Annotated in this window: 28 protein-coding genes; 10 read left to right on the forward strand and 18 right to left on the reverse strand. The window is 70.5% G+C overall.

Going from position 1 to position 24821, the window contains the following annotated elements; genetic code table 11:
* Positions 1–3: 3 nt before the first annotated feature.
* The 4 genes from Aco03nite_RS10730 to rsmD all read right to left on the reverse strand — a co-directional run bounded on the left by Aco03nite_RS10730 (position 4) and on the right by rsmD (position 2212).
* Positions 4–567, reverse strand: coding sequence for a YceD family protein (locus Aco03nite_RS10730; protein ID WP_203794807.1), 564 nt, complete (start codon positions 565–567; stop codon positions 4–6).
* A gap of 76 nt (positions 568–643) precedes the next feature.
* Complete coding sequence (locus Aco03nite_RS10735) at positions 644–1141, reverse strand: hypothetical protein (protein WP_203794809.1); 498 nt, start codon at positions 1139–1141, stop codon at positions 644–646.
* Between the two features lie 31 nt (positions 1142–1172).
* The gene (coaD, locus tag Aco03nite_RS10740; protein WP_203794811.1) at positions 1173–1652 is read right to left on the reverse strand and encodes a pantetheine-phosphate adenylyltransferase; all 480 of its coding nucleotides are present in this window, start codon (positions 1650–1652) and stop codon (positions 1173–1175) included.
* Positions 1649–2212: a 16S rRNA (guanine(966)-N(2))-methyltransferase RsmD gene (gene rsmD, locus Aco03nite_RS10745; protein WP_203794813.1), complete on the reverse strand. Its 564-nt coding sequence runs from the start codon at positions 2210–2212 to the stop codon at positions 1649–1651. The genes coaD and rsmD overlap by 4 nt, the downstream gene beginning before the upstream one ends.
* 276 nt (positions 2213–2488) lie before the next feature.
* Between rsmD and Aco03nite_RS10750 the strand changes: the two genes are divergently transcribed.
* Complete coding sequence (locus tag Aco03nite_RS10750) at positions 2489–3523, forward strand: LPXTG cell wall anchor domain-containing protein (RefSeq protein WP_203794815.1); 1035 nt, start codon at positions 2489–2491, stop codon at positions 3521–3523.
* A gap of 78 nt (positions 3524–3601) precedes the next feature.
* Positions 3602–4900 (forward strand): LPXTG cell wall anchor domain-containing protein, encoded by a 1299-nt coding sequence (locus tag Aco03nite_RS10755; protein WP_239145058.1) that lies wholly within the window; start codon positions 3602–3604, stop codon positions 4898–4900.
* Between the two features lie 9 nt (positions 4901–4909).
* Here Aco03nite_RS10755 and Aco03nite_RS10760 read toward each other — a convergent pair whose 3' ends face one another.
* From Aco03nite_RS10760 to fakA, 3 genes are read right to left on the reverse strand one after another with little or no spacing between them, the layout of a single operon-like run.
* On the reverse strand, positions 4910–5272 hold the full coding sequence (locus tag Aco03nite_RS10760; RefSeq protein ID WP_203794819.1) for a DUF952 domain-containing protein: 363 nt from the start codon (positions 5270–5272) through the stop codon (positions 4910–4912).
* Positions 5269–7443: an ATP-dependent DNA helicase RecG gene (recG, locus tag Aco03nite_RS10765; protein ID WP_203794821.1), complete on the reverse strand. Its 2175-nt coding sequence runs from the start codon at positions 7441–7443 to the stop codon at positions 5269–5271. The genes Aco03nite_RS10760 and recG overlap by 4 nt, the downstream gene beginning before the upstream one ends.
* The gene (gene fakA / locus Aco03nite_RS10770) at positions 7440–9248 is read right to left on the reverse strand and encodes a DAK2 domain-containing protein (protein WP_203794823.1); all 1809 of its coding nucleotides are present in this window, start codon (positions 9246–9248) and stop codon (positions 7440–7442) included. The genes recG and fakA overlap by 4 nt, the downstream gene beginning before the upstream one ends.
* Positions 9249–9412: 164 nt before the next feature.
* Between fakA and rpmB the strand changes: the two genes are divergently transcribed.
* Positions 9413–9604: a 50S ribosomal protein L28 gene (gene rpmB / locus Aco03nite_RS10775; protein WP_106316350.1), complete on the forward strand. Its 192-nt coding sequence runs from the start codon at positions 9413–9415 to the stop codon at positions 9602–9604.
* Positions 9605–9711: 107 nt separating this feature from the next.
* On the opposite strand, the gene Aco03nite_RS10780 is transcribed toward rpmB, so the two are convergent.
* Complete coding sequence (locus tag Aco03nite_RS10780; protein ID WP_203794825.1) at positions 9712–10182, reverse strand: GNAT family N-acetyltransferase; 471 nt, start codon at positions 10180–10182, stop codon at positions 9712–9714.
* A gap of 19 nt (positions 10183–10201) precedes the next feature.
* Positions 10202–11140, reverse strand: a complete 939-nt coding sequence (locus tag Aco03nite_RS10785) for a thiamine-phosphate kinase (RefSeq protein ID WP_203794827.1) — start codon at positions 11138–11140, stop codon at positions 10202–10204.
* A gap of 97 nt (positions 11141–11237) precedes the next feature.
* On the opposite strand from Aco03nite_RS10785, the gene Aco03nite_RS10790 reads away from it, so the two are divergent.
* Both Aco03nite_RS10790 and Aco03nite_RS10795 read left to right on the forward strand, forming a co-directional pair.
* Entirely contained in the window at positions 11238–11471 is a 234-nt protein-coding gene (locus Aco03nite_RS10790; protein ID WP_014447186.1) for an Lrp/AsnC ligand binding domain-containing protein, read from the forward strand.
* A gap of 1 nt (position 11472) precedes the next feature.
* Positions 11473–12108: a DUF3515 domain-containing protein gene (locus tag Aco03nite_RS10795; protein WP_203794829.1), complete on the forward strand. Its 636-nt coding sequence runs from the start codon at positions 11473–11475 to the stop codon at positions 12106–12108.
* A 3-nt stretch (positions 12109–12111) separates the two neighbouring features.
* On the opposite strand, the gene Aco03nite_RS10800 is transcribed toward Aco03nite_RS10795, so the two are convergent.
* Complete coding sequence (locus tag Aco03nite_RS10800; protein ID WP_275415857.1) at positions 12112–13206, reverse strand: D-alanine--D-alanine ligase family protein; 1095 nt, start codon at positions 13204–13206, stop codon at positions 12112–12114.
* A 119-nt stretch (positions 13207–13325) separates the two neighbouring features.
* Between Aco03nite_RS10800 and Aco03nite_RS10805 the strand changes: the two genes are divergently transcribed.
* On the forward strand, positions 13326–13760 hold the full coding sequence (locus tag Aco03nite_RS10805) for a hypothetical protein (protein WP_203794833.1): 435 nt from the start codon (positions 13326–13328) through the stop codon (positions 13758–13760).
* Positions 13761–13894: 134 nt separating this feature from the next.
* Here the strand turns inward: Aco03nite_RS10805 and Aco03nite_RS10810 are convergent, their stop codons facing one another.
* The 4 genes from Aco03nite_RS10810 to Aco03nite_RS10825 are packed head-to-tail and all read right to left on the reverse strand — an operon-like array spanning position 13895 to position 17081.
* Positions 13895–14260: a hypothetical protein gene (locus Aco03nite_RS10810; protein WP_203794835.1), complete on the reverse strand. Its 366-nt coding sequence runs from the start codon at positions 14258–14260 to the stop codon at positions 13895–13897.
* Complete coding sequence (locus Aco03nite_RS10815) at positions 14257–15357, reverse strand: cystathionine gamma-lyase (RefSeq protein WP_203794837.1); 1101 nt, start codon at positions 15355–15357, stop codon at positions 14257–14259. Before Aco03nite_RS10815 ends, Aco03nite_RS10810 begins: the two co-directional genes overlap by 4 nt.
* 9 nt (positions 15358–15366) lie before the next feature.
* Positions 15367–16359: an NAD(P)H-dependent glycerol-3-phosphate dehydrogenase gene (locus Aco03nite_RS10820; RefSeq protein WP_203794838.1), complete on the reverse strand. Its 993-nt coding sequence runs from the start codon at positions 16357–16359 to the stop codon at positions 15367–15369.
* Positions 16356–17081: a lysophospholipid acyltransferase family protein gene (locus Aco03nite_RS10825; protein WP_203794840.1), complete on the reverse strand. Its 726-nt coding sequence runs from the start codon at positions 17079–17081 to the stop codon at positions 16356–16358. The genes Aco03nite_RS10820 and Aco03nite_RS10825 overlap by 4 nt, the downstream gene beginning before the upstream one ends.
* A 143-nt stretch (positions 17082–17224) precedes the next feature.
* Here Aco03nite_RS10825 and cofC point away from each other — a divergent pair, with 143 nt between their 5' ends.
* From cofC to Aco03nite_RS10845, 4 genes are all read left to right on the forward strand, one after another.
* Positions 17225–17857 carry a 2-phospho-L-lactate guanylyltransferase gene (cofC, locus tag Aco03nite_RS10830; protein ID WP_203794872.1) on the forward strand — a complete coding sequence of 211 codons (633 nt, stop codon included), beginning with the start codon at positions 17225–17227 and terminating at the stop codon, positions 17855–17857.
* 29 nt (positions 17858–17886) lie between these two features.
* Positions 17887–18084, forward strand: a complete 198-nt coding sequence (locus Aco03nite_RS10835; protein WP_203794842.1) for a cold-shock protein — start codon at positions 17887–17889, stop codon at positions 18082–18084.
* A 235-nt stretch (positions 18085–18319) separates the two neighbouring features.
* Entirely contained in the window at positions 18320–20449 is a 2130-nt protein-coding gene (locus tag Aco03nite_RS10840; protein WP_239145060.1) for an RNA degradosome polyphosphate kinase, read from the forward strand.
* Positions 20446–21324 (forward strand): NUDIX hydrolase, encoded by an 879-nt coding sequence (locus tag Aco03nite_RS10845; protein WP_203794846.1) that lies wholly within the window; start codon positions 20446–20448, stop codon positions 21322–21324. Before Aco03nite_RS10840 ends, Aco03nite_RS10845 begins: the two co-directional genes overlap by 4 nt.
* Here the strand turns inward: Aco03nite_RS10845 and Aco03nite_RS10850 are convergent.
* The 4 genes from Aco03nite_RS10850 to leuC form a co-directional block, all read right to left on the reverse strand.
* On the reverse strand, positions 21281–21703 hold the full coding sequence (locus tag Aco03nite_RS10850; protein WP_203794848.1) for a hypothetical protein: 423 nt from the start codon (positions 21701–21703) through the stop codon (positions 21281–21283). The genes Aco03nite_RS10845 and Aco03nite_RS10850 overlap by 44 nt on opposite strands.
* Positions 21704–21795: 92 nt before the next feature.
* Complete coding sequence (locus tag Aco03nite_RS10855; protein WP_203794850.1) at positions 21796–22554, reverse strand: HU family DNA-binding protein; 759 nt, start codon at positions 22552–22554, stop codon at positions 21796–21798.
* Positions 22555–22716: 162 nt separating this feature from the next.
* Positions 22717–23307: a 3-isopropylmalate dehydratase small subunit gene (gene leuD / locus Aco03nite_RS10860; RefSeq protein WP_203794852.1), complete on the reverse strand. Its 591-nt coding sequence runs from the start codon at positions 23305–23307 to the stop codon at positions 22717–22719.
* Positions 23308–23321: 14 nt separating this feature from the next.
* Positions 23322–24776, reverse strand: coding sequence for a 3-isopropylmalate dehydratase large subunit (leuC, locus tag Aco03nite_RS10865; protein ID WP_203794854.1), 1455 nt, complete (start codon positions 24774–24776; stop codon positions 23322–23324).
* Positions 24777–24821 lie beyond the last annotated feature (45 nt).

A 24821-nucleotide genomic window follows, 5' to 3' on the forward strand; every position in this document is an offset into this window, starting at 1 on the left:
TTCCTACTCCTTGTTGTTTGACAGGTTGCGCAATGCGGCCCAGCGGGGGTCGACTTCCTCGTGGCTGTGATCAGCCGGAAGGTCGTCGAAGTGCACCCCGCAGTCGGGGCACAACCCTGGGCAGTCCGGGCGGCAGAGCGGAGTGACCGGCAGCTTCAGGACGATCGCGTCCCGGACCGCCGGCTCCAAGTCAAGCAGGTCGCCCGACATCCGCCCGACCTCGTCGTCTTCGGTGGTCTCCTCCGTGGTGCTGTCCGCATAGGCGAACAGCTCCGCGATGTGCACCTCGAACGTCTTGTCGATCTCGTTGAGGCACCGGCCGCACTCACCCTTGAGCGAGCCGGCGGCGGTGCCCGTGATGTAGACCCCCTCGGAGACCGACGTCATCGTCATCTCGAGCGTGACATCGGAGCCCTCAGGAACCGAGATCATCTCCACGCCGAGGTCCGCCGGGGCCGGCACCACCCTGTTCAGGGCACGCGTCGCACCAGGCTGCCGCGGCAGTTTCGTCGTGTCGACGACCAGCGGTTGCCTGGGGTCCAGGTGGCTCTGCGGTGACTTGGGCATCGTGATTCCTCAGCCATGGGTAGGCCGACCGAAAACATTACCTGAGCTTGTAGGACGTCGTCGAATCGGCCCTGGGTTAGAAGGGCAGCGGGCGCTCGGCGTCCTCACCTTGGAAGGTTCCGATCTCGCGTAGCGCATGCATCTTGTCACGGCCCCGCTCGATCGAGGCCAGCGCCCGGGTCAGGAACTGCTCGAAGTTGGCCAGGGCGGTGTCGACGTAGTCGTCGACCTCCTCCCGCAGACGCTGCGCCTCGCTGCGGGCCTCGGCGATGATCCGGGAACCCTCGTGCTCGGCCGAGACGGTGATCTCGTTCACCGAGACGAGGCGCGCGTGTTCAGCCTCACTCTCCCGGACGATCCGGTCGGCCTCGCGACGGCCGGCGTCGACGATCCGGTCCCGCTCGTCCAGGACGGCGGCCGCCTTGCGGAGCTCCGAGGGCAACTCGGCGCGGAGGTCCTCCAGGCGCTCGATCATCTCGGTGCGGTCGAACATGAAGTTCGTCCGCGACATCGGCACGGCGCGGGCGTCCTGGACCAACTCGATGAGTTCGTCGATACGGTCGAGCGGATCCACCGGTGTCTCACTCCCGTCTAGTCGCTGCCGCCTAATTCTGCTTCAACCGGCCCACGAGCCGGTCGAGCACATTGTCCGGCAGGTAGGCCGAGGCGTCGCCGCCCCACTTCACCACGTCCTTGACGAGGCTCGAGGACAGGAATGAGTAAAGCGGATTGGTCGGCATGAACAGTGTCTCCACACCGGAGAGCCCGATGTTCATCTGTGCCATCTGCAGCTCGTAGTCGAAGTCGCTGACCGCGCGCAGGCCCTTCACCACCACCGCGGCGCCCTGGGACCGGCAGAAGTCGACCAGCAGGCCGTGGAACGACGCGACACGGACGTTGCCGTACTCCGCGGTCGCCTCCCGGAGCATCTCCAGGCGTTCCTCGATGGTGAACAGCCCGGTCTTCGACTGGTTGATGAGGACCCCGATGATGACCTCGTCGAACAGCCGGCTGGCCCGGCCGACGATGTCGAGATGCCCGTTGGTGACCGGGTCGAAGGAGCCTGGACACACCGCTCGTCTCATGATCGGCGACCGTACCAAAGAGTGGTGTCGCCGTAACGCCGGGTACGGTCCCCTGCTAGACCGTCCACCCAGTTCATCGGACCGCTGCGCCGGGACCGCTCGAAGACCACCACGGCGTCCTCGGCGAGCCAGTCGTTGGCCACCAGCTCCCGCTGAAGACTGTCGATCTCGTCGTCGCCGAGCACGTAGGGCGGGTCGGCGAAGACCACGTCGTACCGACCACCGGCCGGGCGGTCGGCGAGCACCTGCAGCACCTTGCCGGTCACCAGTTTCGCGGCCGGCCCGACCTTCAGCAGGACGATGTTGTCCCGGATCACCCGCGCCGCCTTGGCGTCCGCCTCGACCAGCAGCGCGTGGTCCGCGCCCCGGGACAGCGACTCCAGCCCGATGGCGCCGGACCCGGCATAGAGGTCGGCGACCCGCGCACCGGACAGATCGGTCATCGACTCCAGGGCGCTGAAGAACGCCTCCCGGACACGGTCCGATGTGGGCCTGGTGAGCGGGCCGGACGGGGCGGTCAGCCGTCGCCCTCCGTGTACACCCGCGATAATCCTGGTCATCACAGGCGACGCTACTTCACCACCTCGGACGGGCCACTCGCGTGTGAACATTTCCCCCACCGTGGGCACGCCACGCGATCACCCGACTCCTATGAGTACAACGAAGATCTCAAATCTGCATCAAGAATCTAAGGGCGCGCTGAGACATTTCATTGATCTCCCGAACTGGTTAAGGTCAGGCGGCGCTGACGCGGGGACGGTTCGGTATCGACGTTTGTATGGACACCGACCTTTGTCCCGCTCGCGCTCCGAAATCCCTTTGCAACAGGAGAAGGCGTGAACCTGTCTAAATCCCCGCTCCGTCGCGCCGCCGGCCTGGCAGCCGGTGCCGTGCTCGGTCTGGCTGGAGTCGCGGTCGCCGCCTCGCCCGCGTACGCAACGGACAGCGACATCAAGTACACCGTGCGGTGTGACACCGCCACGGGTGACTGGGTCGTCGACTGGACCGTCACCGGTAACGCACCGTCCGGTGTGAACAAGTTCCGTTTCAACCGGGTCGACTCGACCGTGGGTGACGGCAAGCCCGGTGGCGAGCAGCCGGTCAAGGAAGCCCCCTACAAGGTGTCCCGGCAGTTCGTGCACGAGGTGAACACCCCGATCGCGGCGAGCCAGCGCGTCGACGGTGACCTCAAGTACACCCGCCTGACCGTGGTCACCGAGTTCGACAACCGGCACCGTGACATGCCGCGCTCGAACACCGCCTACTTCGACGGCACCTGCTCCGAGGACGAGCAGCCGCCGCAGCCGGAGCCGAGCAAGTCGTCGGCCTCGCCGGAGCCGTCGGCGTCCGAGTCGGAGAGCGCCTCCCCGTCGCCGTCCGCCTCGTCGCCCTCGACGTCGGAGTCGCAGTCGCCGAGCCCGACCCCGAGCTCCAGCGAGACCCCGGAGCTGCCGGACGACCTGCCCGGTAACCCGGTGCCGATCTACGAGGTCACCTGCGACACGATGACCGTCGGGTTCGACAACCCGGAAGACAGCATCCCGATCAAGCTGCACTTCAAGACCAGCAAGGGCGAGGAGCGCGACCTCACGATCGCTCCCGGCACGAAGGACAGCGAGACCTTCAGCGCCAAGGACGGCTTCTCGGTCGACGTGACGGTCACGGTCACCTACAAGGGCGAGACGTACTCCGAGGACTTCACTCTCGACTACGTCAACCCGGGTGACGACTGCGACAACGGCGAGGGTGGCGGCCTGCCCGTCACCGGCGCCGCCGCCGGTGGTGTCGCCGCCGGTGCGGCCGGTCTCCTCGCGATCGGTGGCCTGCTCTTCTTCATGGCCCGCCGCCGCAAGGTGAAGTTCACCGCCTGATTTTCCGCAACACCGAAGGGCGCGCCGACTTCGGTCGGTGCGCCCTTCTCCGTTCCCCCACCCCCAGGAGAAATGCGCGTGCGCAAAACCCCCCACGTCGCCGCTCTCGCGACCGCGGTCCTGCTCGGACTCGTCGGTCTCGGAACGGTCGGCTCTCCCGCATCCGCCACCCCGCGGGAGTCGGCAAGCTGTACCCCGGTCGAGAAGGCCACGTACAAGCACAGCTTCGACGGCCCGGCCGGCACCGCCTCGATCGAACTGACGAACGGGCCGCTCTGCGCCGGTTCCCAGAAGTTCGCGCTGGTGTCGTACACCACCCCGTCGGCGAAGTTCTCCACCCCGCAGTTCGTCCTCGACAAGTCGATCAACGAATTCACCCCGGCCTCCGGGCGGAAGCTCGACTTCAAGGTCGAGGTTCCGGAGTGCTTCACCCAGGTCGACTTCGTCTTCGACGACAAGATCATCGACCCGCTGACCGACACCAGCGACCGCTACAACGACCGTAAGGTCGGCAGCAGGGGCGCCCCCGGTAACCGCTCCACGCCGGCCCCCGGCCAGCCGAAGGAGGCGTTCTACAACGGCGGCTCCGGCACCTGCAAGGCCGAGCCGGTCGTCGAGGCGCTCCCCGAGTGTGACGGCGACGTCATTCTCAAGCTGATCAACCGGAGCACCTTCAGCCAGACGTTCGAGATCACCGGGGACAACGGCTTCACCAAGACCGCGACCGTTGCGGTACGCCAGGAGCCGGCCACCGTGGTCGTCCCGGCCGCCGACGCCAAGAACCTGCTGGTCAAGTCCCGTGGCGCCGAGCTGTACAAGGGCGGCTGGACCAAGCCCGAGAACTGCGAGGTTCCCGAGGTCGGCCTCCCCACCGGTGGCGCCAGCAGCGACTGCGACGGGCTCGACTTCGCGGTGAAGAACCCGGAGAACGGCAAGGACGTCACCGTCACCTTCACCCCGAACAACGGCGCGCCCCGCTCGGTGACCGCCGCCCCGGGTGAGACCAAGACCGTCACCTTCCCCGGCACCAAGGGCCTGGTCGTCGCCGTCACCGGTGACGCCCCGGCGCTGAACGGCGAGGTCTCCTGGACCGCGCCGGAGAACTGCGGCACCAAGGAGGAGCCGAGCACCCCCGCCTCGACCCCGCCGGCCACCGCCACGGCCGAGGCCTCCCCGTCGCCGAGCGCACCGGCCGACGAGGCGACCCCGAGCGAGACGGTCAGCACCACCCCGGTCGCCGGCAGCGACAAGGACGACTCCCTGCCGCTGACCGGCTCGGCCGCCGCCAGCATCGCCGCGGGCGCGTTCCTGCTGCTCGTCGTGGGTGGCGTGTTCTTCTTCCTGGCTCGCCGCCGGAAGGTGAACTTCACCGCCTAAGCAGAAGGCCTAAGCGATAGGCGCGAACGAACCGTCCGGGCGCGGTGGATAGTCGGCAACGGCTACCACCGCGCTCGTTCGTATCGGGCCGTAGACGTGCGGGAACTGCCGCCCGTCCGGCTCCGGCGGGGCGCCGTCCTCCCAGACCACCTTCGTCGTCAGCAGTTCCTCGTCCTTCGTCGTCAGCAGTTCCTCGTCGACGGTCAACAGCACCAGATCGGTACGCCCCCGGAACCGCAGTGTCGCCGGGACATGGACCCAGTCGCCCGCCGAACAGTGGATGAACCCCTCGGTGCCGAGCGAGTCCGCCTCGTACGACCCGCTCGCCTGCGCCTTCGCCCACGCCTCGCGCGGGCAGATGTGGTAGATCAACCCTTCTCCAGATACTCAGCCCGGTCCTCGTCCACCAGGGCCGCGACCGAGGCCGCGAGCGCCGGGTAGCGCGAGAGATCCGGGTCGTCGCCGACCAGCTCGGACGCCTCGGCCCGAGCCTCCTTGATCAGTTTCTCGTCCTTGAGCAGCGACAGCAGCCGCAGGTGCGAGTGCTTGCCGGACTGCGACGCGCCCAGCACGTCACCCTCCCGGCGCTGCTCCAGGTCGATCTCGGACAGCCGGAAGCCGTCGGTGGTCGAGGCCACCGCGTCCAGCCGCTCCCGGGCCGCCGAGCCCTCCTGCGCCTCGGTGTGCAGCAGGCAGATGCCCGGCGCCGCACCCCGGCCCACCCGGCCGCGCAGCTGGTGCAGCTGGGACACCCCGAACCGGTCGGCGTCCAGGATCAGCATCACCGTCGAGTTCGGCACGTCCACGCCCACCTCGATCACCGTGGTCGCCACCAGCACGTCCACCTGACCGGCGGCGAACCGGCGCATCACCGCGTCCTTCTCCTCCGGCGGCATCTTGCCGTGCAGCATCTCGATCCGCAGCCCCTTGAGGTAGTCGTCGCGCAGCAGCGGCAGCACCTCGGTCACCGCCAGCGGCGGGCGGCGCTCCGGCTCACCGTCCTTCGGTGGCGTCTCCTCGTCCTCACCGATCCGCGGGCACACCACGTACGCCTGGTGCCCGGCCTTGACCTCCTCCTTGATCCGCACCCAGGCGCGGTCCAGGTAGGCCGGCTTGTCCAGCGCCGGGACCACGTGCGAGGCGATCGGCGACCGGCCCCGCGGCAGCTGGGACAGCACCGAGGTCTCCAGGTCGCCGTAGACGGTCATCGCCACCGTCCGCGGGATCGGTGTCGCGGTCATCACCAGCACGTGCGGGGGCCGGGCCGCCTTCGCCCGCAGCGCGTCCCGCTGCTCCACCCCGAACCGGTGCTGCTCGTCCACCACCACCAGGCCCAGATCCTTGAAGTCGACACCCTCGTAGAGCAGGGCGTGGGTGCCGATCACGATCCCGGCCGTGCCGTCGGCCACCTCGGCCAGCGCCGCCCGCCGGGCCTTGGCCCCCAGCGAGCCGGTGACCAGGGTCAGCCGGGTGCCGTCCGGATCGCCGTCCAGCTCACCGGCCCGGCCCATCGCGCCCAGCTGGGCGCTGATCCCGCGGAAGTGCTGGGTGGCCAGCACCTCGGTGGGCGCCAGCAGCGCCGCCTGGCCACCCGCGTCGACGACCTGCAGCATCGCCCGGACCGAGACCAGGGTCTTGCCGGAACCGACCTCACCCTGCAACAGCCGGTGCATCGGATGCGGGCGGGCCATGTCGGCGGCGATCTCCTCGCCCACCTGCCGCTGGCCGTCGGTCAGCTCGTACGGCAGGCCCGCGTCGAATCGCGACAGCAACCCGGCGTCGGCGCGGGGCCGGGCGGTGCCGGGCGCCGCGGCCGCCTTCGCCCGGCGTTGCACCAGGGTCAGCTGTACGGCGAACGCCTCGTCCCACTTCAGCCGGTGTTTCGCCGAATAGAGCGCGGCGTCCGAGGCGGGCCGGTGGATCTCCCGCAGTGCCGTCCCGATCCCGACCAGGTTGCGTTTGGCCCGCACCTCGGCCGGCATCGGATCGGCGGGCGGCTCGAACGTGTCCAGCAGGGTCCGCATGCACTTGGCGATCGTCCAGGTCGGTACCGCCTGCGCGGCCGGGTAGACCGGGATCAGCGCGCCCGCGAACTCCTCGATCTCGGCGGCCGCGTCGTCCTTGTCGGCGTCCGCGCTGAGCAGCTGATAGGCGGGGCCGTTGAGCTGGCGCTTGCCCCGGAACTCGGTCACCTTGCCGGCGAACAGCCCCCAGACGCCCTTGCGCAGCTCCCGCTCACGCCACGCCTGGTTGAAGAACGTGCAGCTCAGGGTGGCCCCGGAGCCGTCCCCGATGGTGATCTCCAGCATGTTGCCGCGGCGCTGGCGCATCGGTTTCACGTTCATCGTCTGCACCTGGGCCAGCACGGTGACCTGCTCGTCCACTTCCAGGGCGCGCAGGTCGGTGTGCTCGCCGCGCTGGTCGTACCGCCGGGGGAAGTGATAGATCAGGTCGCCCGCGGTACGCAGGTCGAGATGTTCCTCCAGGGCCTTGGCGGTCTTGGCGCCCAGCACCTTGGTCAACGGGGTGTCGGTCGTGGTCATTCGACTCCTGCCAGCAGGTGGTAACGGGGCTGACCGCCCGCGTAACACTGCAACTCGATGAACGGCCAGGTGCGGTGCACATGGCCGCGCAACTCCTCCTCGAAACCGGGCGGGGCGTCCGCGCCGAGCACCAGCGTCACCAGCTCGCCACCGCCACCCAGCATCCGGTCCAGCAACAGACGGCTCACCTCGGTCAGGTCGCCGCCGATCACGTGCACCTCGCCGTCGACCAGGCCGAGCAGGTCACCGGCCCGGCACTGGCCGGCCACCGTGAAGGCGTCCCGCGCGGCGGTGCACACCTCGCCGGACCGGCAGGCGCCGGCCGCCTCGGCCATCGCGATCACGTCGTCGGCGAACGGGCGCTGCGGATCCCGCACCGCCAGGGCGGCCAGCGCCTGCACCGGGGAGCGGGTCGGCACCACGCTCACCCGGACACCCTGGGCCTCCGCCTCCCGGGCCGCGGAGACCGCCACGGCGTGCGTGTTCGCGTCGTTCGGCAGCAGCACCACCGAGCCGGCGCCGGTGGCCGCCACCGCGGCCAGGATCTCGGCCGTCGACGGGTTGCGATCCAGCACCACGGCGCCCTCCGCCTCGAACAGGGCGGCCAGCCCGTCACCGGCGGCGACGACCACGGCGCCCCGGCTGTCGTGCCGGTGGTTGTCGTGCCGGTGGCTGTCGTGCCGGTGGCCGGTCAGCGGGGTGACGGTGATCCGGTGCGGGCGGCCGGCCTCGATGCCCGCCTCGATCGCCGGGCCGGCCTCGCTCACGTGGACGTGCACGTTCCAGGTGGGTGGGTCGCCCTCGCCGGTGCCCACGACGACCAGCGAGTCACCGATCCGGCCCAGGGCCACCCGCAGCCGACGCACCGCGTCCTCGGTGGCGTCCAGCAGGAACTGCACCTCGTAGCCGGAGCCCGGGAAAGGGCCGGAATCCCCGGGACGGCCATGGCCCGCGGGCGAGGACTCCCGCACAACCGGAACCACGGCCGGCGGGAGGAACGGTGCGCCGGCGCCGGCCGCAGAAGACGGCACGGCTGGTACGCCGGACGCAGAGGACCAGGTGGCTGATGCGCCGGCCGCAGAAGACGGCACGGCTGGTACGCCGGCCGCGGAGGACCGGGTGGCTGATGCGCCGGTCGTGAGTGGCACAGCGGGGGACGAGGCCGGTGCGCCGCCGGCGTCGAGGGCCGCCACCAGCGCGTCCAGCAGCAGGCAGAGCCCGCGGCCGCCGGCGTCGACCACCCCGGCCCGGGCCAGCTCCGGCAGCTGCCGCGGGGTGTGCGCCAGCGCCTCCGCGGCGGCCCGCGCGGCCTCCCGGGCGACGGTCACCAGATTGTCCGAACCGATCCGCCCGGCGGCCTCGGCGGCGGCCGCCACCACCGACAGCACGGTGCCCTCGACCGGGCGGGCCACCGCCGCATAGGCCGCGTCGGTGGCCGTGCGCAGCGCCCGGGCCAGCTCGCCACCGCGCACCGCGACGGTCGTGGTGAAGGTGTCGGCCATCCCGCGCAGGATCTGGGAGACGATCACCCCGGAGTTGCCCCGCGCACCCAGCAGCGCGCCCCGGGCCATCCGCCGCATCGGGACGCCCGGCCCCGGCTCGTCACCGCTGCCGGCCCGGGTCTCCACGGCGGCGGTCAGGGCCTCGCGGGCCGCGGTCAGGGTCAGCACCAGGTTGGTGCCGGTGTCACCGTCCGGCACCGGAAAGACGTTCAGCTCGTCGATCTCACGCTGGTGTGCCCGGAGAGCCTCCAGCCCGCCATCGCACCAACGGCGCACCGCTGCCGCATCGAGGGTCTCCAGCACGGGAAAAGCGTACTGACCACCTCTGACAATCGCCGGGTCCCGCACCCTGACCGGGGGCGATTGGCTGTTCACTGGCAGGATCGGGTAGGGTTGCCGGGTTGCCTGGGCGAGACTGTGTTTACCCTGGGCGCCTTCAGTTTCGGTAGAGAACCCAGGAGTATCCCGTGGCTAGCGTGTGCGACGTCTGTGGCAAGGGACCCGGCTTCGGTCACAACGTGCCGTGGTCGAAGAAGAAGACGAACCGCCGGTGGAACCCGAACATCCAGTCTGTCCGGACCCCGGCCGGCGGCGGAACGACCAAGAAGCTCCAGGTCTGCACCTCGTGCATCAAGGCCGGCAAGGTCGTGCGCGCCTGATCCGGGCCTGCAAAGACTTTCGAGAAGCCGCCGACCCCGTAAGGGTTCGGCGGCTTCTTGCTGTCTCCTAGGCGGCCGTGCTGTCTTCTGAGCGGCCGTGCTGTCTTCTAAGCGGCGGGAGGAAGCGCCTTGGCGTAGGACAGCACCCCGTCGTGGCCCTGGTAATAGCCGAAGTCCGGGATCCGGGTGTAGCCGGCCGACTCGTACAGCTTGATCGCCTCGGGTTGTTTGTCGCCGGTCTCCAGGATCACCCGGCGGCAGCCGGCCGCCGTCGCCGAGGTCTCGACCGCGGCGAGCATCCGGCGGGCCAGGCCACGGCCCCGGGCGGCCTGCACGGTGAACATGCGCTTGAGTTCGGCGTCGTCGCCGTGCCGCCGCCAGCCGGCGCTGGCGATCAGCGTGCCGTCCGCCACGGCGACCAGGAAGTCCCCGTTCGGCGGCACGAAGTCGGCGGCGGCGAGCGGGGTGTCGTCGCCGGTGCCGCCGTAGCGTTCGGAGAGGTCGAGCATGTTCTCGGCGACGAGCCGCTGGACCGTTGGTTCGTCGTACCGCGCGGAAATGATCTTGATGTCCTGCACGGAGGCAAGACTAATCCGGTCAGCGGAAATGGTCCCAGCCCAGGGGGCCGGTCCAGGGCTTGCCGTCGACCGTCACACCGTCGCCGTCCTGGACGGCGCCGATGACCCGCCACTCCGGTGGCAGTGCCACACCGGGCGGGAAGGTGGCCGCCAGCGGGTGGTCCTCACCACCGGCGAGCAGCCAGAGGTACGGGTCGACGCCGAGCGCGTTGGCCGCGTCCCGCATCTGGTCGGGCAGGTCGAAGGCGTCCCGCCGCACGTCGATGCCGACCCGGCTGGCGGTGGCGATGTGCCCGAGGTCCTGCAGCAGCCCGTCCGAGACGTCGATCATCGCGGTGGCGCCGAGCCGGGCCGCCTGAGGTCCGGCGGTGTACGGGATCACCGGCCGCCGATAGGCCTCGACGAGCAGCTTCGGCGTCCGGAACCCGCGGGACAGCACGGTGAGCCCGGCGGCGGCGTACCCGATCCGGCCGCACAGCGCGACGACGTCCCCGGGGTGCGCCCCACCCCGGCGGACCGGTTCCAGCCCGCGCAGGTCGCCGAGGGCGGTCACGGCGACGGTGAGGGTGGGGCTGGAGGAGGTGTCGCCGCCGACGACGGTGGCGCCGACCAGACCGGCTTCGGCGCTGAGCCCGTCGGCGAGTCCTTCGGCCCAGTCGATGTCCAGCCCGGCGGGCACGCAGAGGGCGACGAGCAGCGCGGTGGGCACGGCGCCCATGGCGGCGATGTCGGCCAGGTTGGCCCCGGCGGCCCGGTGCCCGACGTCCCGGGGCCCGCACCAGTCGCGGCGGAAGTGCCGGCCTTCGACGAGCACGTCGGTGGAGGCGACCACCCGTCCGTCACTGGCCCGGACCATGGCCGCGTCGTCGCCGGGACCGATCAGGGTGTTCTCTCCCGAGCCGAGCCGGGAGACGATTCGGCTGATCAGCCCGAATTCACCGGCTTCTGCGATGGTCACGTCCACGCCCTTCGATGGTGGCGACCCGCTGCCGGGCCATTTCGTACGGTAGTTTCACTTTTCGGGGATCACCGACGTTGGCGGATGGGAGTCGATCGTGGTCCAGGCATACATCCTCATTCAAACGGAGGTCGGGAAGGCCCGTGACGTGGCCGCCGCGATCGAGAAGATACCGGGGGTGGTCCGGGTCGACGCGGTGACCGGGCCGTACGACGTGGTCGTGCTGACCGAGGCACACACCGTGGACGAACTGGGCGGCCTGATTGTGAGCAAGGTCCAGTACGTACCGGGCATCACGCGGACGCTGACGTGCTCCGTGGTAAACCTCTGACATGGTGGAGACCGACACCCCGAGAACCGAAGAGTCGCCCGACCGGACGAAGCGGGTCGCCGCACTGTGGGCGACCGCGGTGGCCGTCCCGGTGACACTGCTCGTGGGTGTCCTGGCCTTCGCCACGATAAAGCCGGACAATCCGGAAAAGGAAGAAGCGGCCCCGGTCGCGATCCCGAGCACTCCGGTCGTGATGGACGCGCCGCAGCTGCCGGAGCGGGCGTCGACGGTCTGCCTGGCCGTCACGTCCCAGCTCCCGGCGGCGATCCGGGACCTGCCGGCCCGCCGGGTGAGCGCCGGTCACGAGCAGAACGCCGCCTACGGCGAGCCCGCGATCACGCTCACCTGTGGAGTGCCGCAGCCGGAGACCTGCAAGGTGCCGAACGACAGCACGCCCGGCTGTGTCCCGATGGACACCGAGCTGCTGATCATGAACAACGTCTGCTGGTATGCGAAGACGGCCACCGAGGGCGCCGTCTTCACCACGATGGACCGGGAGATCCCGGTCCGGGTGACCGTGCCGGAGTCCTACGAGAACCCGGCCCAGTGGGCCAACGAGTTCTCCGACACGGTCGTCAAGACGGTCAAGTCGAAGGAGACCACCGACATGCCGGCCGGCTGCGACCGCAACAGCTAGGCCCTAGTGCAGGCCGGTGCCCCGGCGCAGTGCGGTGCGGATCAGGCGGTCGACGACCTTGGGGTACTCCAGGCCGGTGGCCGCCCACATCTGCGGGAACATCGAGGTCGGCGTCATCCCCGGCATCGTGTTGATCTCGTTGAGGAAGATCTCGCCGGACTCGGTCACGAAGAAGTCGACCCGGGCCAGTCCGGCGCAGTCCAGCGCGGTGAAGGTCCGCAGGGCGAATTCGCGGACCTGCCGGGTGACGTCCTCGGACAGCCCGGCCGGGATCGTGTACCGGCTGCCGACCAGGTACTTCGTGTCGAAGTCGTACCAGTCCGCGTCGTCCATGTGGATCTCGGCGAGCAGTGACGCCTCGGGCGCGCCGCCGGTCTCGCCCTCGAGCACGCCGCACTCGATCTCGCGGCCCACGATCGCGGCCTCGACCAGCACCTTCGGGTCGATCTGCCGGGCGGTGGCGATGGCCGTGTCCAGGTCGGCCCAGTCGCTGACCTTGGTGATGCCGGTGGACGACCCGGCCCGCGACGGCTTCACGAAGACCGGCAGGCCCAGGCGCTCCTTGTCGGCCTCGGACAGCGAGGCGCCGGCGCGGAGCACCGCGTACGGCCCGACCGGGATGCCCTCGGCGATCGCCAGCTTCTTGGTGAACTCCTTGTCCATGGCCGCCGCCGAGGCGAAGACGTTGGCGCCCACGTAGGGGATGCCGGCCATCTCCAGCATGCCCTGGATGGTGCCGTCCTCGCCGTAGGCGCCGTGCAGCACCGGGAAGACCACGTCCACCCCGGCCAGCTCGGAGACGCCCTCGATCGGGTCGCGCACGATCATCTCGGTGGCGGTCGGGTCGGCGGCGAGCACCAGCGCGCTGCCGGACGCCGCGGTGATCTCGGGCAGTTTCCGCTCGCTGATGGCGAACTGCTCGGCGCCGCCGGACGCGAGCACCCAGCGCCCCTCACGGGTGATTCCGACCGGGAGAACCTCGTACTGATCCGGGTCCAGCGCGCCCAGGATCGCACCGGCGCTGACGCAGGAGATGCCGTGCTCAGTGCTGCGGCCGCCGAACACGATCGCGACGCGGGTCTTTCGGGGGGACGTCACTCTTCTCTGCGCCTTCCAGCTAGCGGTCATGCCGGGGGTGACCCTACTCTGCGTAAGCCAAATATGGGATTCGTGGCGGCGACCATAAACACGTGCACGGCAGGGAGGACAAAGCGTCAATGGCACCAGCACTCCATGTGATCGCCGGCCCGGGTCCCGGGCAGTTGGCGACGATGGCCCATCCCGCGGACGAGCCCTGGTCGCCGCAGGAGTTGACCGCCCTGGCGAGGGCCGGTGTCCAGGTGCTGGTGTCCGCCCGGGAGCCCGGTCCGGACACGGCCGGTATCGAGGTGGTGCCCTTCCCGCTGGCGCCGGAGCAGCGGCAGGAGGCGAACCAGGTGGTGGCGCTGGCCATCCGGCTGGCCCGGGAGGTCCGCGCGGGCCGGTTCGTGGTCACCCAGGCCGCCGCCGACAACGGCCGTTCGACGCTGCTGGCCACCATGACGCTGGCGCTGCTGGGCATCCGGCCGGGTGAGGCCCTGCGCCGCACCGCCGAGCCGGGCGCCCCGATCGCCCCGGACTGGCTGCACGACTTCGTCGCGACCAACGGCTAACTCAAGATCAACTTCTAGAGAAGCCAGCGGGAGTACGACCAGGGACGTCCCGCCGGATCCAGGACGTCCCGTGGCGACAGGCGACGTGGGCGGCCCACCGGACCGCTACGCCGCCGCCGGGCCGGACGCGATGGTCACCGGCTAGCGGTGAACGTCTGCGGCAGGGCCCCGCTGTCCCACAGCGAGTCCAGGTGCTCCAGGAACCCGGTCAGGCTGCGCTCCAGGTCACGCCGCTCCGCGGTGCCGAGAGTGGCAAGTGGATCGGAGAAGATCAGCCCCTCCGGGTGCTTCGCCCGGGTGCCGACGAACTTGTCGCAGCCCCCGCACCACACGTAGCTGACCAGGGTCGGCCGTTTGGCGTTCTCCGGCGCCGTGAAGTAGGCCCGCAACCGCCGCTGCCCGCAGGCCGGGCACTCCCGCTCCCCCGGATCGGCGAAGAAGCTCTCCCCCTGGGTGAGGGCCGCCACCTGGTCCCCGTCGAAACTGCTCCAGGCGGTCAAGACGCGTCCAGCGCGGCGGTGATGTCGGCGAGCAGGTCGGCGCTGTCCTCGATGCCGCAGGAGAACCGGACGAAGCCCGGTGACGTGTCGTCGCCCCACTGCGCCCGCCGGTCGGCGGTGGTGTGCACACCCCCGAACGAGGTGGCCGCGAACACCAGTTTCGCCGCGGTCAGGAACCGGCCCACCCGCTCGGCGGAACCCAGGTCGAACGACACGATCCCGGGGATCCGTCGCATCTGGGCGGACGCGACGGCGTACGACGGGTCGTCCGGCAGTCCCGGCCAGCGCACCCCGGTCACGTCGGACCGGGACAGCAGCAACTCGGCGACGGCGGCGGCGTTGGCGGTCTGCCGGGCCAGCCGCAGGTCCAGGGTGGCGATGGACCGGTGCGCCAGCCACGCGTCGAACGCCCCGGGCACCGCGCCGGTCTGCTTGCGCCACGTCTCGACCCGGCCCAGCAACGTGGGATCGGTTGCCGACACGTACCCCAGAAGGACGTCGGAGTGCCCGGTCAGAGCCTTGGTCCCGGACGCGACGACCAGATCCGCCCCGAGCGCCAGCGGGTTCTGCCCGAGCGGCGTGGCGGCCGTGTTGTCGACCGCGACCAGCGCCCCGGCCTCGTGCGCGACGGTGGACAGCGCCCGCAGGTCGCAGACGTCCAGTCCCGGGTTGGCCGGGGTCTCCAGCAGCACCAGCCGGGTGCCGGTGAGGGCCGGGTAGGGCCCGGCGGTCGGCACCAGCACCGTCGTCACGCCCAGCTCCCGCAGGGTGCCCTCGGCGAACGCCCGGACCGTGAAGTACCCGTCCGACGGCAGCGCCACCGTGTCGCCCGGCCGCAGCACCGCGAGCAGCAGCGCGGTGATCGCCGCCTGCCCGCTGGAGAAGGCCAGGGTGGGCGCGCCCTCCAGGGCTCCGATCGCCGCTTCCAGGGCTTCCCGGGTCGGGTTCTCGGTCCGCGCGTACCCGTGCCGCCCCGGCCCGGTGACCGGGTCCAGGTGGTAGGGCGCGGCGAACACCGGCCCCGGCAGGAACGGCTCGCCGACCTGAGGGGTGGGCAGGCCCGCGTGCACCGACCGGGTGCCGTCGGAGTAGCTCATGGTGTTCCCTTACTCGGGCTTCATGTCCCGTGTCATCAGCAGCTTGACCGCGACCCGCGGGTCCACCCCTTCGTGGCACACGCGCTCGACCTGCTCGACGATCGGCATCTCGACGCCGTTCGCCCGGGCCAGGTCGCGGATGGACAGGCAGCTCTTGACACCCTCGGCGGTCTGCCGGGTGGCGATCTGCGCCTGTTCCAGGGTCTCACCGCGGCCCAGGTGCTCACCGAAGGTCCGGTTGCGGGCGAGCGGTGACGAGCAGGAGGCGACCAGGTCGCCGAGTCCGGCCAGGCCGGCGAAGGTGAGCGGGTCGGCGCCGAGCGCGACCCCGAGACGGGCGGTCTCGGCCAGCCCGCGGGTGATCAGCGAGGCCCGGGTGTTGTCGCCGAGGCCCAGGGCGACGGCCATCCCGTACGCCAGCGCGATCACGTTCTTGCAGGCCCCGCCGAGTTCACAGCCGATCACGTCGTCGGAGGTGTACGGCCGGAACCAGGGTGTGGCGAGCGCGTGCTGCACCTGTTTGGCCCGGGCCTCGTCGGAGCAGGCCACGACCGTGGTGGTGGGCTGCTCGGCGGCGATCTCCGGGGCCAGGTTGGGGCCGGAGACGACGACCACCCGGTCCGGGGCGACACCGGCGGTCTCGACGATCACCTCGCTCATCCGCTTGAGGGTGCCGAGTTCGATGCCCTTCATCAGGGACACCACCGTCGAGTCGGCGGGGAACAGCCCGGCCCAGTCGGCGAGGTTGCCGCGCAGCGTCTGGGACGGGACGGCGATCGCGATCAGCTCGGCCCCGTCGACGGCCTCGGCCAGGTCGGTGGTGCCGGTGACGGTCTTCGCCAGGCGTACGCCGGGCAGGGAATGGTCGTTCTGCTTCCTGTCCCGGATCTCGGCGGCGACCGCTTCCCGCCGCGCCCACATGGTCACGTCCGACCCGGCTTCGCCGAGCACCTTGGCGAACGCGGTGCCCCAAGCTCCGGAACCGATGACGGCCGCCCTCATGGCGTTTCCTCCGAGGTAATGGCCCGGGTGACGGGCCGTTCGTAGAGCGCCGGCGGTTCGCCGTCGCGGATCTCGCCGAGCAGGTCCCGGACGTCCAGCATGATCGCCTCGGTCATCTCCTCGAGCACCTCCCGGGTCGGTTCCCGGCCGGCCCAGCGGCTCAGGTCGACCGGCCGCCCGGTCGTCACGGTGACGTCGGTGCGGCGCAACCGCAACCTGTTGGTACGCGGATCGAAGATCGCCTGCGCACCCCAGTTCGCGATCGGCACCACCGGCGCGCCGGTCAGCAGCGCCAGCCGGGCCGCGCCGGTCTTGCCCCGCATCGGCCACAGGTCGGGGTGCCGGGTGGTGGTCCCCTCCGGGTAGATCACCACGGCACCGCCCTCGTGCAGCGCCTCGATCAGGCGATCCAGGGACTTCACCGCATCAACACTGCCCCGTTCCACCGGGATCTGCCGGGACTTGACCAGCAGGAACCCGATGATCGGCACCTTCCACACGCTGGATTTGCCGAGGAACCGCGGCCACCGGCCGGACCGGTAGACGTAGTGGGCGACCACCAGCGGGTCGAAGTGCGACACGTGGTTGGGGACGAGGATCACCGGGCCGGCGGCCGGGACGGCGTCCATCCGCTGCCAGTTCTTCCGGGTCAGAGCCGTCGTGACCGAGACGACGATCGTCACCGCGACGCGCTGCCAGAGGCCGGTTCCGAGCTTTGCCACGCCAGTCCCCCGTTCTGCGCCCGCGTTCGTCTGGGACGAAATCATGCCCGCTCACTTCCGGCGGGACCAGGCAGGGGTCTCGGTAATCACGATGGTGAAGGGCACGGTTCGGCCGATCTCTGCGGCAGGATGGTCGGGTGCGTATGTGGACGGCGGTGATCCCGGTCAAGCGGCTGAGGGCGGCGAAGACCCGGTTGCGGGGTGCGGTGCCCGCCGATCGTCATCCGGAGCTGGCTCTGGCCATGGTGCGGGACACCGCGGCCGCGGTGCTCTCCGCCGATGCGGTGGCCGGGCTCCTGGTGGTCAGCGACGACCCGGAGGTCGGTGCGGCGGTGCGGGATCTGGGCGCCCGGGTGGTGCCCGACCCGGGCGGCGGGCTGAACGCGGCGATGCGGTTCGGCGCCGACGAGACGGCCGGCCCGGCGGCGCACCGGGTGGTGCTCGCCGGCGACCTACCGGCGCTGCGCCCGGAGCAACTCGACGACGTGCTGTCCCGGGCCACCACCCGCAGTTTCGTGCCGGACGCCGCCGGGATCGGCACGGTGCTGCTGGCCGCCCCGGCGTGGCAGCCGCTCGATCCGCGGTTCGGTGGGCCGTCGGCGGCGTCGCACGCCGCGTCCGGCGCGGTGCCGCTGACCGGGTCCTGGCCCGGTCTGCGGCAGGACGTGGACACCGCCGCCGATCTGGCGACCGTCCTCACCCTGGGGGCCGGCCGGTGCACCTGTGGCCTGCTGCGGGACATCGGGATGACTCCGGAGTGCGCACCGGCCGCGTGAGGACGCGAGGCCGGGTAGCGTGATCTGTCATGCAGGGCACGATCGCGACATTCGACCCGGACACCCGCAGTGGCTCGCTGCTGCTCGACGACGGCACCCCGCTGGAGTTCGGCGAGGAGGCCTTCCAGCGCTCCGGCCTGCGGCTTCTGCGACTGGGTCAGCGGGTGACGGTCGAGTCGGACGCGTCCGGTGTGGTTTGTCGGGTGTTAATTCCCGGAGTAGCTTGAAGTGATCATCCGGTAGTTCGTTTCACGTTTCTCCGGAAACGACGATGATGGACACATGCAGACTCCGCCCCGGACCCCCGAGAACCGCCGGCGCGGCCCCAACGGCCGCTTTCTTCCCAGGCCGGAGCTACCGGAAGACAGTTCGGAACAGGCGGAGGAAGTGTTGGAACAGCCCGACGAGGTGATCGAGACCGTCGTCGCCGAGCGCGAGGCCTCGGAATTCACTGCTCGTGACATGGTCGCCGGACTCGTCGATGACGACGATGACGATGACGACGAGGTGGACAGCGAGCCCGGCTATCTGTTGCCGGAGGACCGGTTCTTCAACCGGGAATTGTCCTGGCTCGATTTCAACGCCCGTGTCCTGGCCCTGGCCGAGGACCCGGGTTCGCCGCTGCTGGAGCGGGCGAAATTCCTGGCGATCTTCGCGAGCAACCTGGACGAGTTCTACATGGTCCGGGTGGCCGGGCTGAAGCGCCGGTTGAGCGCCGGCCTGCCGATGCGCGGCGGCGACCGGTCCCCGCTGCGCCACCAGATCGAGATGATCAGCGCGCGGACCGCCGACCTGGTGACCCGGCACTCGGCCTGTTTCGCCGACGAGGTGCGGCCGAAACTGGCGGCGGAGAGCATCGAGCTGGTGTCGTGGAAGGAGCTGAACGCCGCCGAGCAGGGCCGGCTGCGCACCTTCTTCCGCGAGCAGGTGTTCCCGGTGCTGACGCCGCTGGCGGTGGACCCGGCGCACCCGTTCCCGTACATCTCGAGCAAGTCCCTGAACCTGGCGGTGGCGCTGCGCTACCCGGACGGCGACTCGCCCGAGCTGTTCGCCCGGGTCAAGGTGCCGAACAACGTGCCCCGGTTCGTGACCGTGCAGAACGACAGCCGCGGCATCCGGTTCCTGCCGGTCGAGGAGCTGATCGCGGTCCACCTGAACCAGCTGTTCCCGGGCATGCAGATCCTGGAGTGGCACCTGTTCCGGGTGACCCGCAACGCCGAGCTGGAGGTCGACGAGGACCGCGACGAGGACCTGCTGCAGGCCCTGGAGCGGGAGCTGGCGCAGCGCCGGTTCGGCCCGCCGGTGCGCCTGGAGGTGGCCGCCTCGATCAGCGACCACGTGCTCGACCTGCTGGTCCGTGAGCTGGACATGGACGGGCAGGAGGTGCTGCGGGTGCCCGGCCTGCTCGACCTGTCGTCGCTGTGGCAGGTCTTCGGCGAGTGCGACCGGGACGATCTGAAGGACCGCCCGTTCGTCCCGGCCACCCACCCGCACCTGGCCGACGGCGAGGTCCCGCGCAGCGTCTTCAACCGGCTGCGCGAGTCGGACATCCTGGTCCACCACCCGTACCACTCGTTCTCCACCAGCGTGCAGCGGTTCATCGAGCAGGCCGCCGCCGATCCCAACGTGCTGGCCATCAAGCAGACGCTGTACCGCACCTCGGGTGACTCGCCGATCGTCGACGCGCTCGTCGACGCGGCCGCGGCCGGCAAGCAGGTGGTGGTGCTGGTCGAGGTGAAGGCCCGCTTCGACGAGGTGGCCAACATCGCCTGGGCGCGGACCCTGGAGCGGGCCGGCTGTCACGTGGTCTACGGCCTGGTCGGTCTCAAGACCCACTGCAAGACCTCCCTGGTGGTACGCCAGGAGGGCCACCAGATCCGGCGCTACTGCCACATCGGGACCGGCAACTACCACCCCAAGACCGCCCGGTTGTACGAGGACTTCGGCATGCTGACCGCCGACCCCGAGGTGGGGGCGGACGTCACCGACCTGTTCAACGTGCTGACCGGGTACAGCCGGCAGACCACGTACCGGCGTCTGCTGGTGGCCCCGCACGGCGTCCGCAAGGGCCTGCTGGAGCGGGTCGAGGAGCAGGCCCGGATCGCCCGGGAGGGTGGCGAGGCGCTGGTCCAGTTCAAGGTGAACTCGCTGGTCGACGAGAAGACGATCGACGCGCTCTACCGGGCCTCGCAGGACGGTGTGCAGATCGACATGATCATCCGCGGCATGTGCGCGCTGCGTCCCGGGGTGCCCGGCCTGTCGGAGAACATCCGGGTCCGCTCGATCGTCGGCCGTTTCCTGGAGCACTCCCGGGTGTTCCGGTTCGGTCCCGGCCCCGACGCGGAGTACTGGATGGGTTCCGCCGACATGATGCACCGCAACCTGGACCGCCGGGTGGAAGCCCTGGTCAAGGTCACGTTGACGTCGGCGCGCGAGGAGCTGCGGCACGTCCTGGAACTGTCGATGGGCGAACACACGGAGGGCTGGGACCTGGACGGTGACGGCATCTGGCACCGTAACCAGGGCAACCCCGGTCGTCCGCAGGTCCACCTGCAGGCGGCCATGCTCCGGCGGATCATCGGGAAAAAATGACGATTGTGGAACGTGCGGCCGGCGGGATCCTTCTCCGCCGGTCGGGTGACCGGGCCGAGGTGTGCCTGGTGCACCGGCCCCGTTACGACGACTGGAGCCTGCCCAAGGGCAAGCTCACCGACGGCGAGGAGCCGCTGCTCGCGGCGGTGCGCGAGGTCGAGGAGGAGACCGGCGCGACCGGGATCCCGCGGCTGCGGCTGCGCGACGTGGACTACACCCTGCCGGACGGGCGCCCGAAGAACGTGGCGTACTGGCTGATGGAGGCCGTCTCGGACGGCCCGGTGCAGGACACCCGCGAGGTCGACGAGCTGGCCTGGCTGCCGTTCGAGGAGGCGGCCGCGCGGTTGACGTACGACGACGAGAAGGCCGTCCTCGCCGAGGCCGCCGCCCTGCCGCCGGTCACCGCGGTGATCGCGCTGGTCCGGCACGCACGGGCCGGGGAGCGGAAGAAGTGGTCCGGCCGGGACGAGCTGCGGCCCCTGGACCCGGTCGGAGCCAAGCAGGCGGACCGGCTGGCCGCCCTGCTCGCGCCGCTGCGCCCGCACCGGCTGGTGGCGGGCACCCCGCTGCGCTGCACGCAGACCCTGGAGCCGCTGGCCGCCGCGGTCGGTGGCCGGCCGGTGGTCAGCGACGGCGCGTTCGCCGAGCCGGACGACGCGGACCGGCTGCCGGCCCGGGTGGCGGCGGCGCTGATCCGGCTGGCCGAGCTGCGCACCAAGGAGCGGGCCGTGGTGTGCAGCCAGGGCAAGCTGATGCCGCACGTGCTGGCGGCGCTGCACGGTGTGGACGACCACCACGGGTTCAAGACGCCGAAGGGTGCGGGCTGGCTGCTCACCTGGTCCGGCGACCGGTTGCTGGGCGCGTCCCGGTTGTGACGGTACGGCGGGCCGGAGCGTCGGCCCGCCAGTATCCGACGTGGTCGCCGGTGAGCCAGCGGGCCTGCCAGAGTTCGTCCCGGCGGGGTTCCCAGTCCCGGTACGGCAGCAGCGCCAGCCGCCAGGCCAGGATCCCGGCCAGGTACCACCCGTAGATCGGCACCGCCCCGAACCAGCCGTCCACCCGGCGATAGGAACACCGGGGCCCGGCCCACGCCACCGCCAGCCCGGACCACCCGCAGGTGATCACCCAGTCCAGGACCGGCCAGCCGGTGCGGCTCTCGGCCAGGTCACCGAGCGTCCATCCGGGTACGACCGCGACCGCGAACAGTCCGGCCGCGATGGTGGCCCGCGCGGTCAGGCCCCGTGCGTTCTGCATGCCCGGACGGTAGATCCGGGCGCACCGGCCGCGCCGGGACACCGAAAAGGCGTCCACCGTACGGGTGGACGCCTTTTCGGATCACCGATGTGTCAGCGGGCCTTCCGTGGCGACCGGGCACGAGCCGGTGCCGCGTCCGGAGTCGCGGACTTGCGGGCGGTGCGTTTGGCCGGGGCCGCCTTGGTGGCCGCGGTCTTCTTCACCGCCGTGGTCGTCTTCTTGGCCGCGGTGGTCTTGGCGGCGGCGGTGGTCTTGGCCGCCGTCGTCTTGGCCGCGGTCGTCTTGGTGGCCGCCGCCTTGGTCGCCGCCGTCTTCGTGGCGGTGGCCTTGGTCGCGGCGGCCTTGGTGGCGGTCGCCTTGGTGGCGGCCGTCTTCTTGGCTGCCGCGGTCTTGGTGGCGGCCGGTGCTGTCTTGGTGGCCGCCGCCTTGGTCGCGGTCTTCGCCGGCGCCGTCTTGGCCGCCGTGGTCTTGGTCGCCGCGGTCTTCTTCGCGGCGGCCGTGGTGGTCGTGGTGGCCGCCTTGGCCGGTGCCGCCTTGGCGGTGGTCTTCTTCGCGGCGGCCGCGGCCTTGGCCGGCTTTCCGCTCGCGACGAGATCCCGGAATGCGCTGCCGACGCGGAAAACCGCGACCGACGTCTTCTTCACCTTCACCGGTTCACCGGTACGCGGATTCCTGGCGGTTCGCGGATTACGCACCCGCTTCTCCCAGGAACCGAATCCGGTCAACGCGACCTTGTCGCCCTTGGCAACGGCGTTCTGCACCTCACTGATGAACGCGTCCAAAGCCAAGGTCGCCGTCTTCTTGTCTCCCAGCCTGCCGGCGAGCGCCTCAATGAGCTCGGCCTTGTTCACGGTTTCCTCCCGGACGTGAGAACTGGCCCGTCGAAGGCCATTCTGCGCGCACGGTATGCCCTGTGATGTGGTTACAGAAACATTCGGGGTAAAAAACCGTTGTGTCCCAACGAATACGCCCCTGCCGGGTGACCCGGCAGGGGCGGAATACGCTTGCGGCGACTAAAGAACGACGACCGGTTTGAAAGCCGGGCGGCCCTTCTCGTACGCGGTAATGGTCTCCTCGTGCCGCAGTGTCAGTCCGATGTCGTCGAGGCCTTCCATCAGACGCCAGCGGCTGAAGTCGTCGATCGGGAACCCGTAGGCGGCGTCGTCGACGCGGACCACGCGGCCCTCCAGGTCGACGGTGATCTCCTTGTCCGGCTCGCTCTCGGCCAGATCCCAGAGGCTCTCCACGATCTTCTGGTCGAGCTGGATCGGCAGCAGACCCTCCTTCAGCGAGTTGCCGCGGAAGATGTCGCCGAACCGGGAGGCGATGACCGCCTTGAAACCGAAGTCGCGCAGCGCCCAGACGGCGTGCTGCCGGGACGACCCGGTGCCGAAGTTGGGCCCGGCGACCAGGATCGTCGCGCCCGCGTGGGCCGGCCGGTTGGCCACGAAGTCCGGGTCCTCACGCCACGCGCTGAAGAGGCCGTCCTCGAAGCCGGTCCGGGTGACCCGTTTCAGGTAGACCGCCGGGATGATCTGGTCGGTGTCCACGTCAGAGCGGCGCAGCGGCATGACCCGGCCGGTGTGGCTGACGAACTTGTCCATGACTGTCCCCTAGCTCAGAGGTCGGCGGGGGCGGCCAGCCGGCCGACCACGGCGGTGGCGGCGGCGACCTGCGGCGAGACCAGGTGGGTACGCCCGCCCTTGCCCTGCCGGCCCTCGAAGTTGCGGTTGGAGGTGGACGCGGCGCGCTGGCCGGGGCTGAGCGTGTCCGGGTTCATGCCCAGGCACATCGAACAGCCGGCGAACCGCCACTCGGCGCCCGCCTCGGTGAAGACCTTGTCCAGACCCTCGGCCTCGGCCTGCTCACGCACCAGGTAGGAGCCGGGCACGATCATCATGCGGACCCCGTCGGCCACCTTGCGGCCGCGGATCACGTCGGCGGCGGCCCGCAGGTCCTCCAGCCGGCCGTTGGTGCACGAGCCGACGAAGACCACGTCGACCGGGACCTCGCGGAACGGGGTGCCGGGGGTGAGGGCCATGTAGTCCAGCGCGCGCTGGGCGGCGCCGCGCTCGACCTCGTCCAGGAAGTCCTCCGGGCTCGGCACGACGCTGTTCAGCGCGGCGCCCTGGCCCGGGTTGGTGCCCCAGGTGATGAACGGGCTGATCGCCGCGGCGTCGATGACGATCTCGGTGTCGTACTCGGCGTCCGCGTCGGTGACGAGGGTCTTCCAGTACTCCACGGCGGCGTCCCAGTCGGCGCCCTTGGCCGCGTGCTTGCGGTCCTTCAGGTAGTCGAAGGTGGTCTCGTCCGGCGCGATCATGCCGGCCTTGGCGCCCCACTCGATCGACATGTTGCAGATGGTCATCCGGCCCTCCATGGAGAGCTTGCGGATGGCCTCGCCGCGGTACTCCACGATATGGCCGTTGCCGCCGCCGGTGCCGGTCTGCGTGATCAGGGCGAGGATCAGGTCCTTCGCGGTGACGCCCGGGCCCAGCTCGCCGACGACCGTGACGGCCATCGTCTTCGGCTTGGACTGCGGCAGCGTCTGGGTGGCGAGCACGTGCTCGACCTCGCTGGTGCCGATGCCGAACGCGAGGGCGCCGAACGCGCCGTGGGTGGCGGTGTGCGAGTCGCCGCAGACGATGGTCATGCCGGGCTGGGTGAGACCGAGCTGCGGGCCGATCACGTGCACGATGCCCTGGTTGACGTCACCCAGCGGGCGGATCTCGACACCGAACTCGGCGCAGTTCTTGCGCAGGGTCTCGATCTGGGTCCGCGAGGTGGTGTCGGCGATCGTGAACAGCTCGCCGCGCTTGGTGTTGAACGCGGGGTCCGCATACCCGGTCGGGGTGTTGTGGTCCTCCGTCGCGAGCGTGAGGTCGGTCCGGCGAACCGGCCGGCCGGCCATCCGCAGCCCGTCGAAGGCCTGCGGGCTGGTGACCTCGTGCAGCAGGTGCAGGTCGATGTAGAGCAGGTCGGGCTCACCCTCGGCCGTGCGCACCACGTGGTCATCCCAGACCTTCTCGGCCAGGGTCCTGGGTTTCCCGCTCTGGGGAGTGACTCCCACCATCTGGACATCCTAAATTCTGGAATGTATGTTTCGGCTTGTGGGACA

Source organism: Actinoplanes couchii (assembly GCF_016862075.1).
Taxonomy (GTDB): domain Bacteria; phylum Actinomycetota; class Actinomycetes; order Mycobacteriales; family Micromonosporaceae; genus Actinoplanes; species Actinoplanes couchii.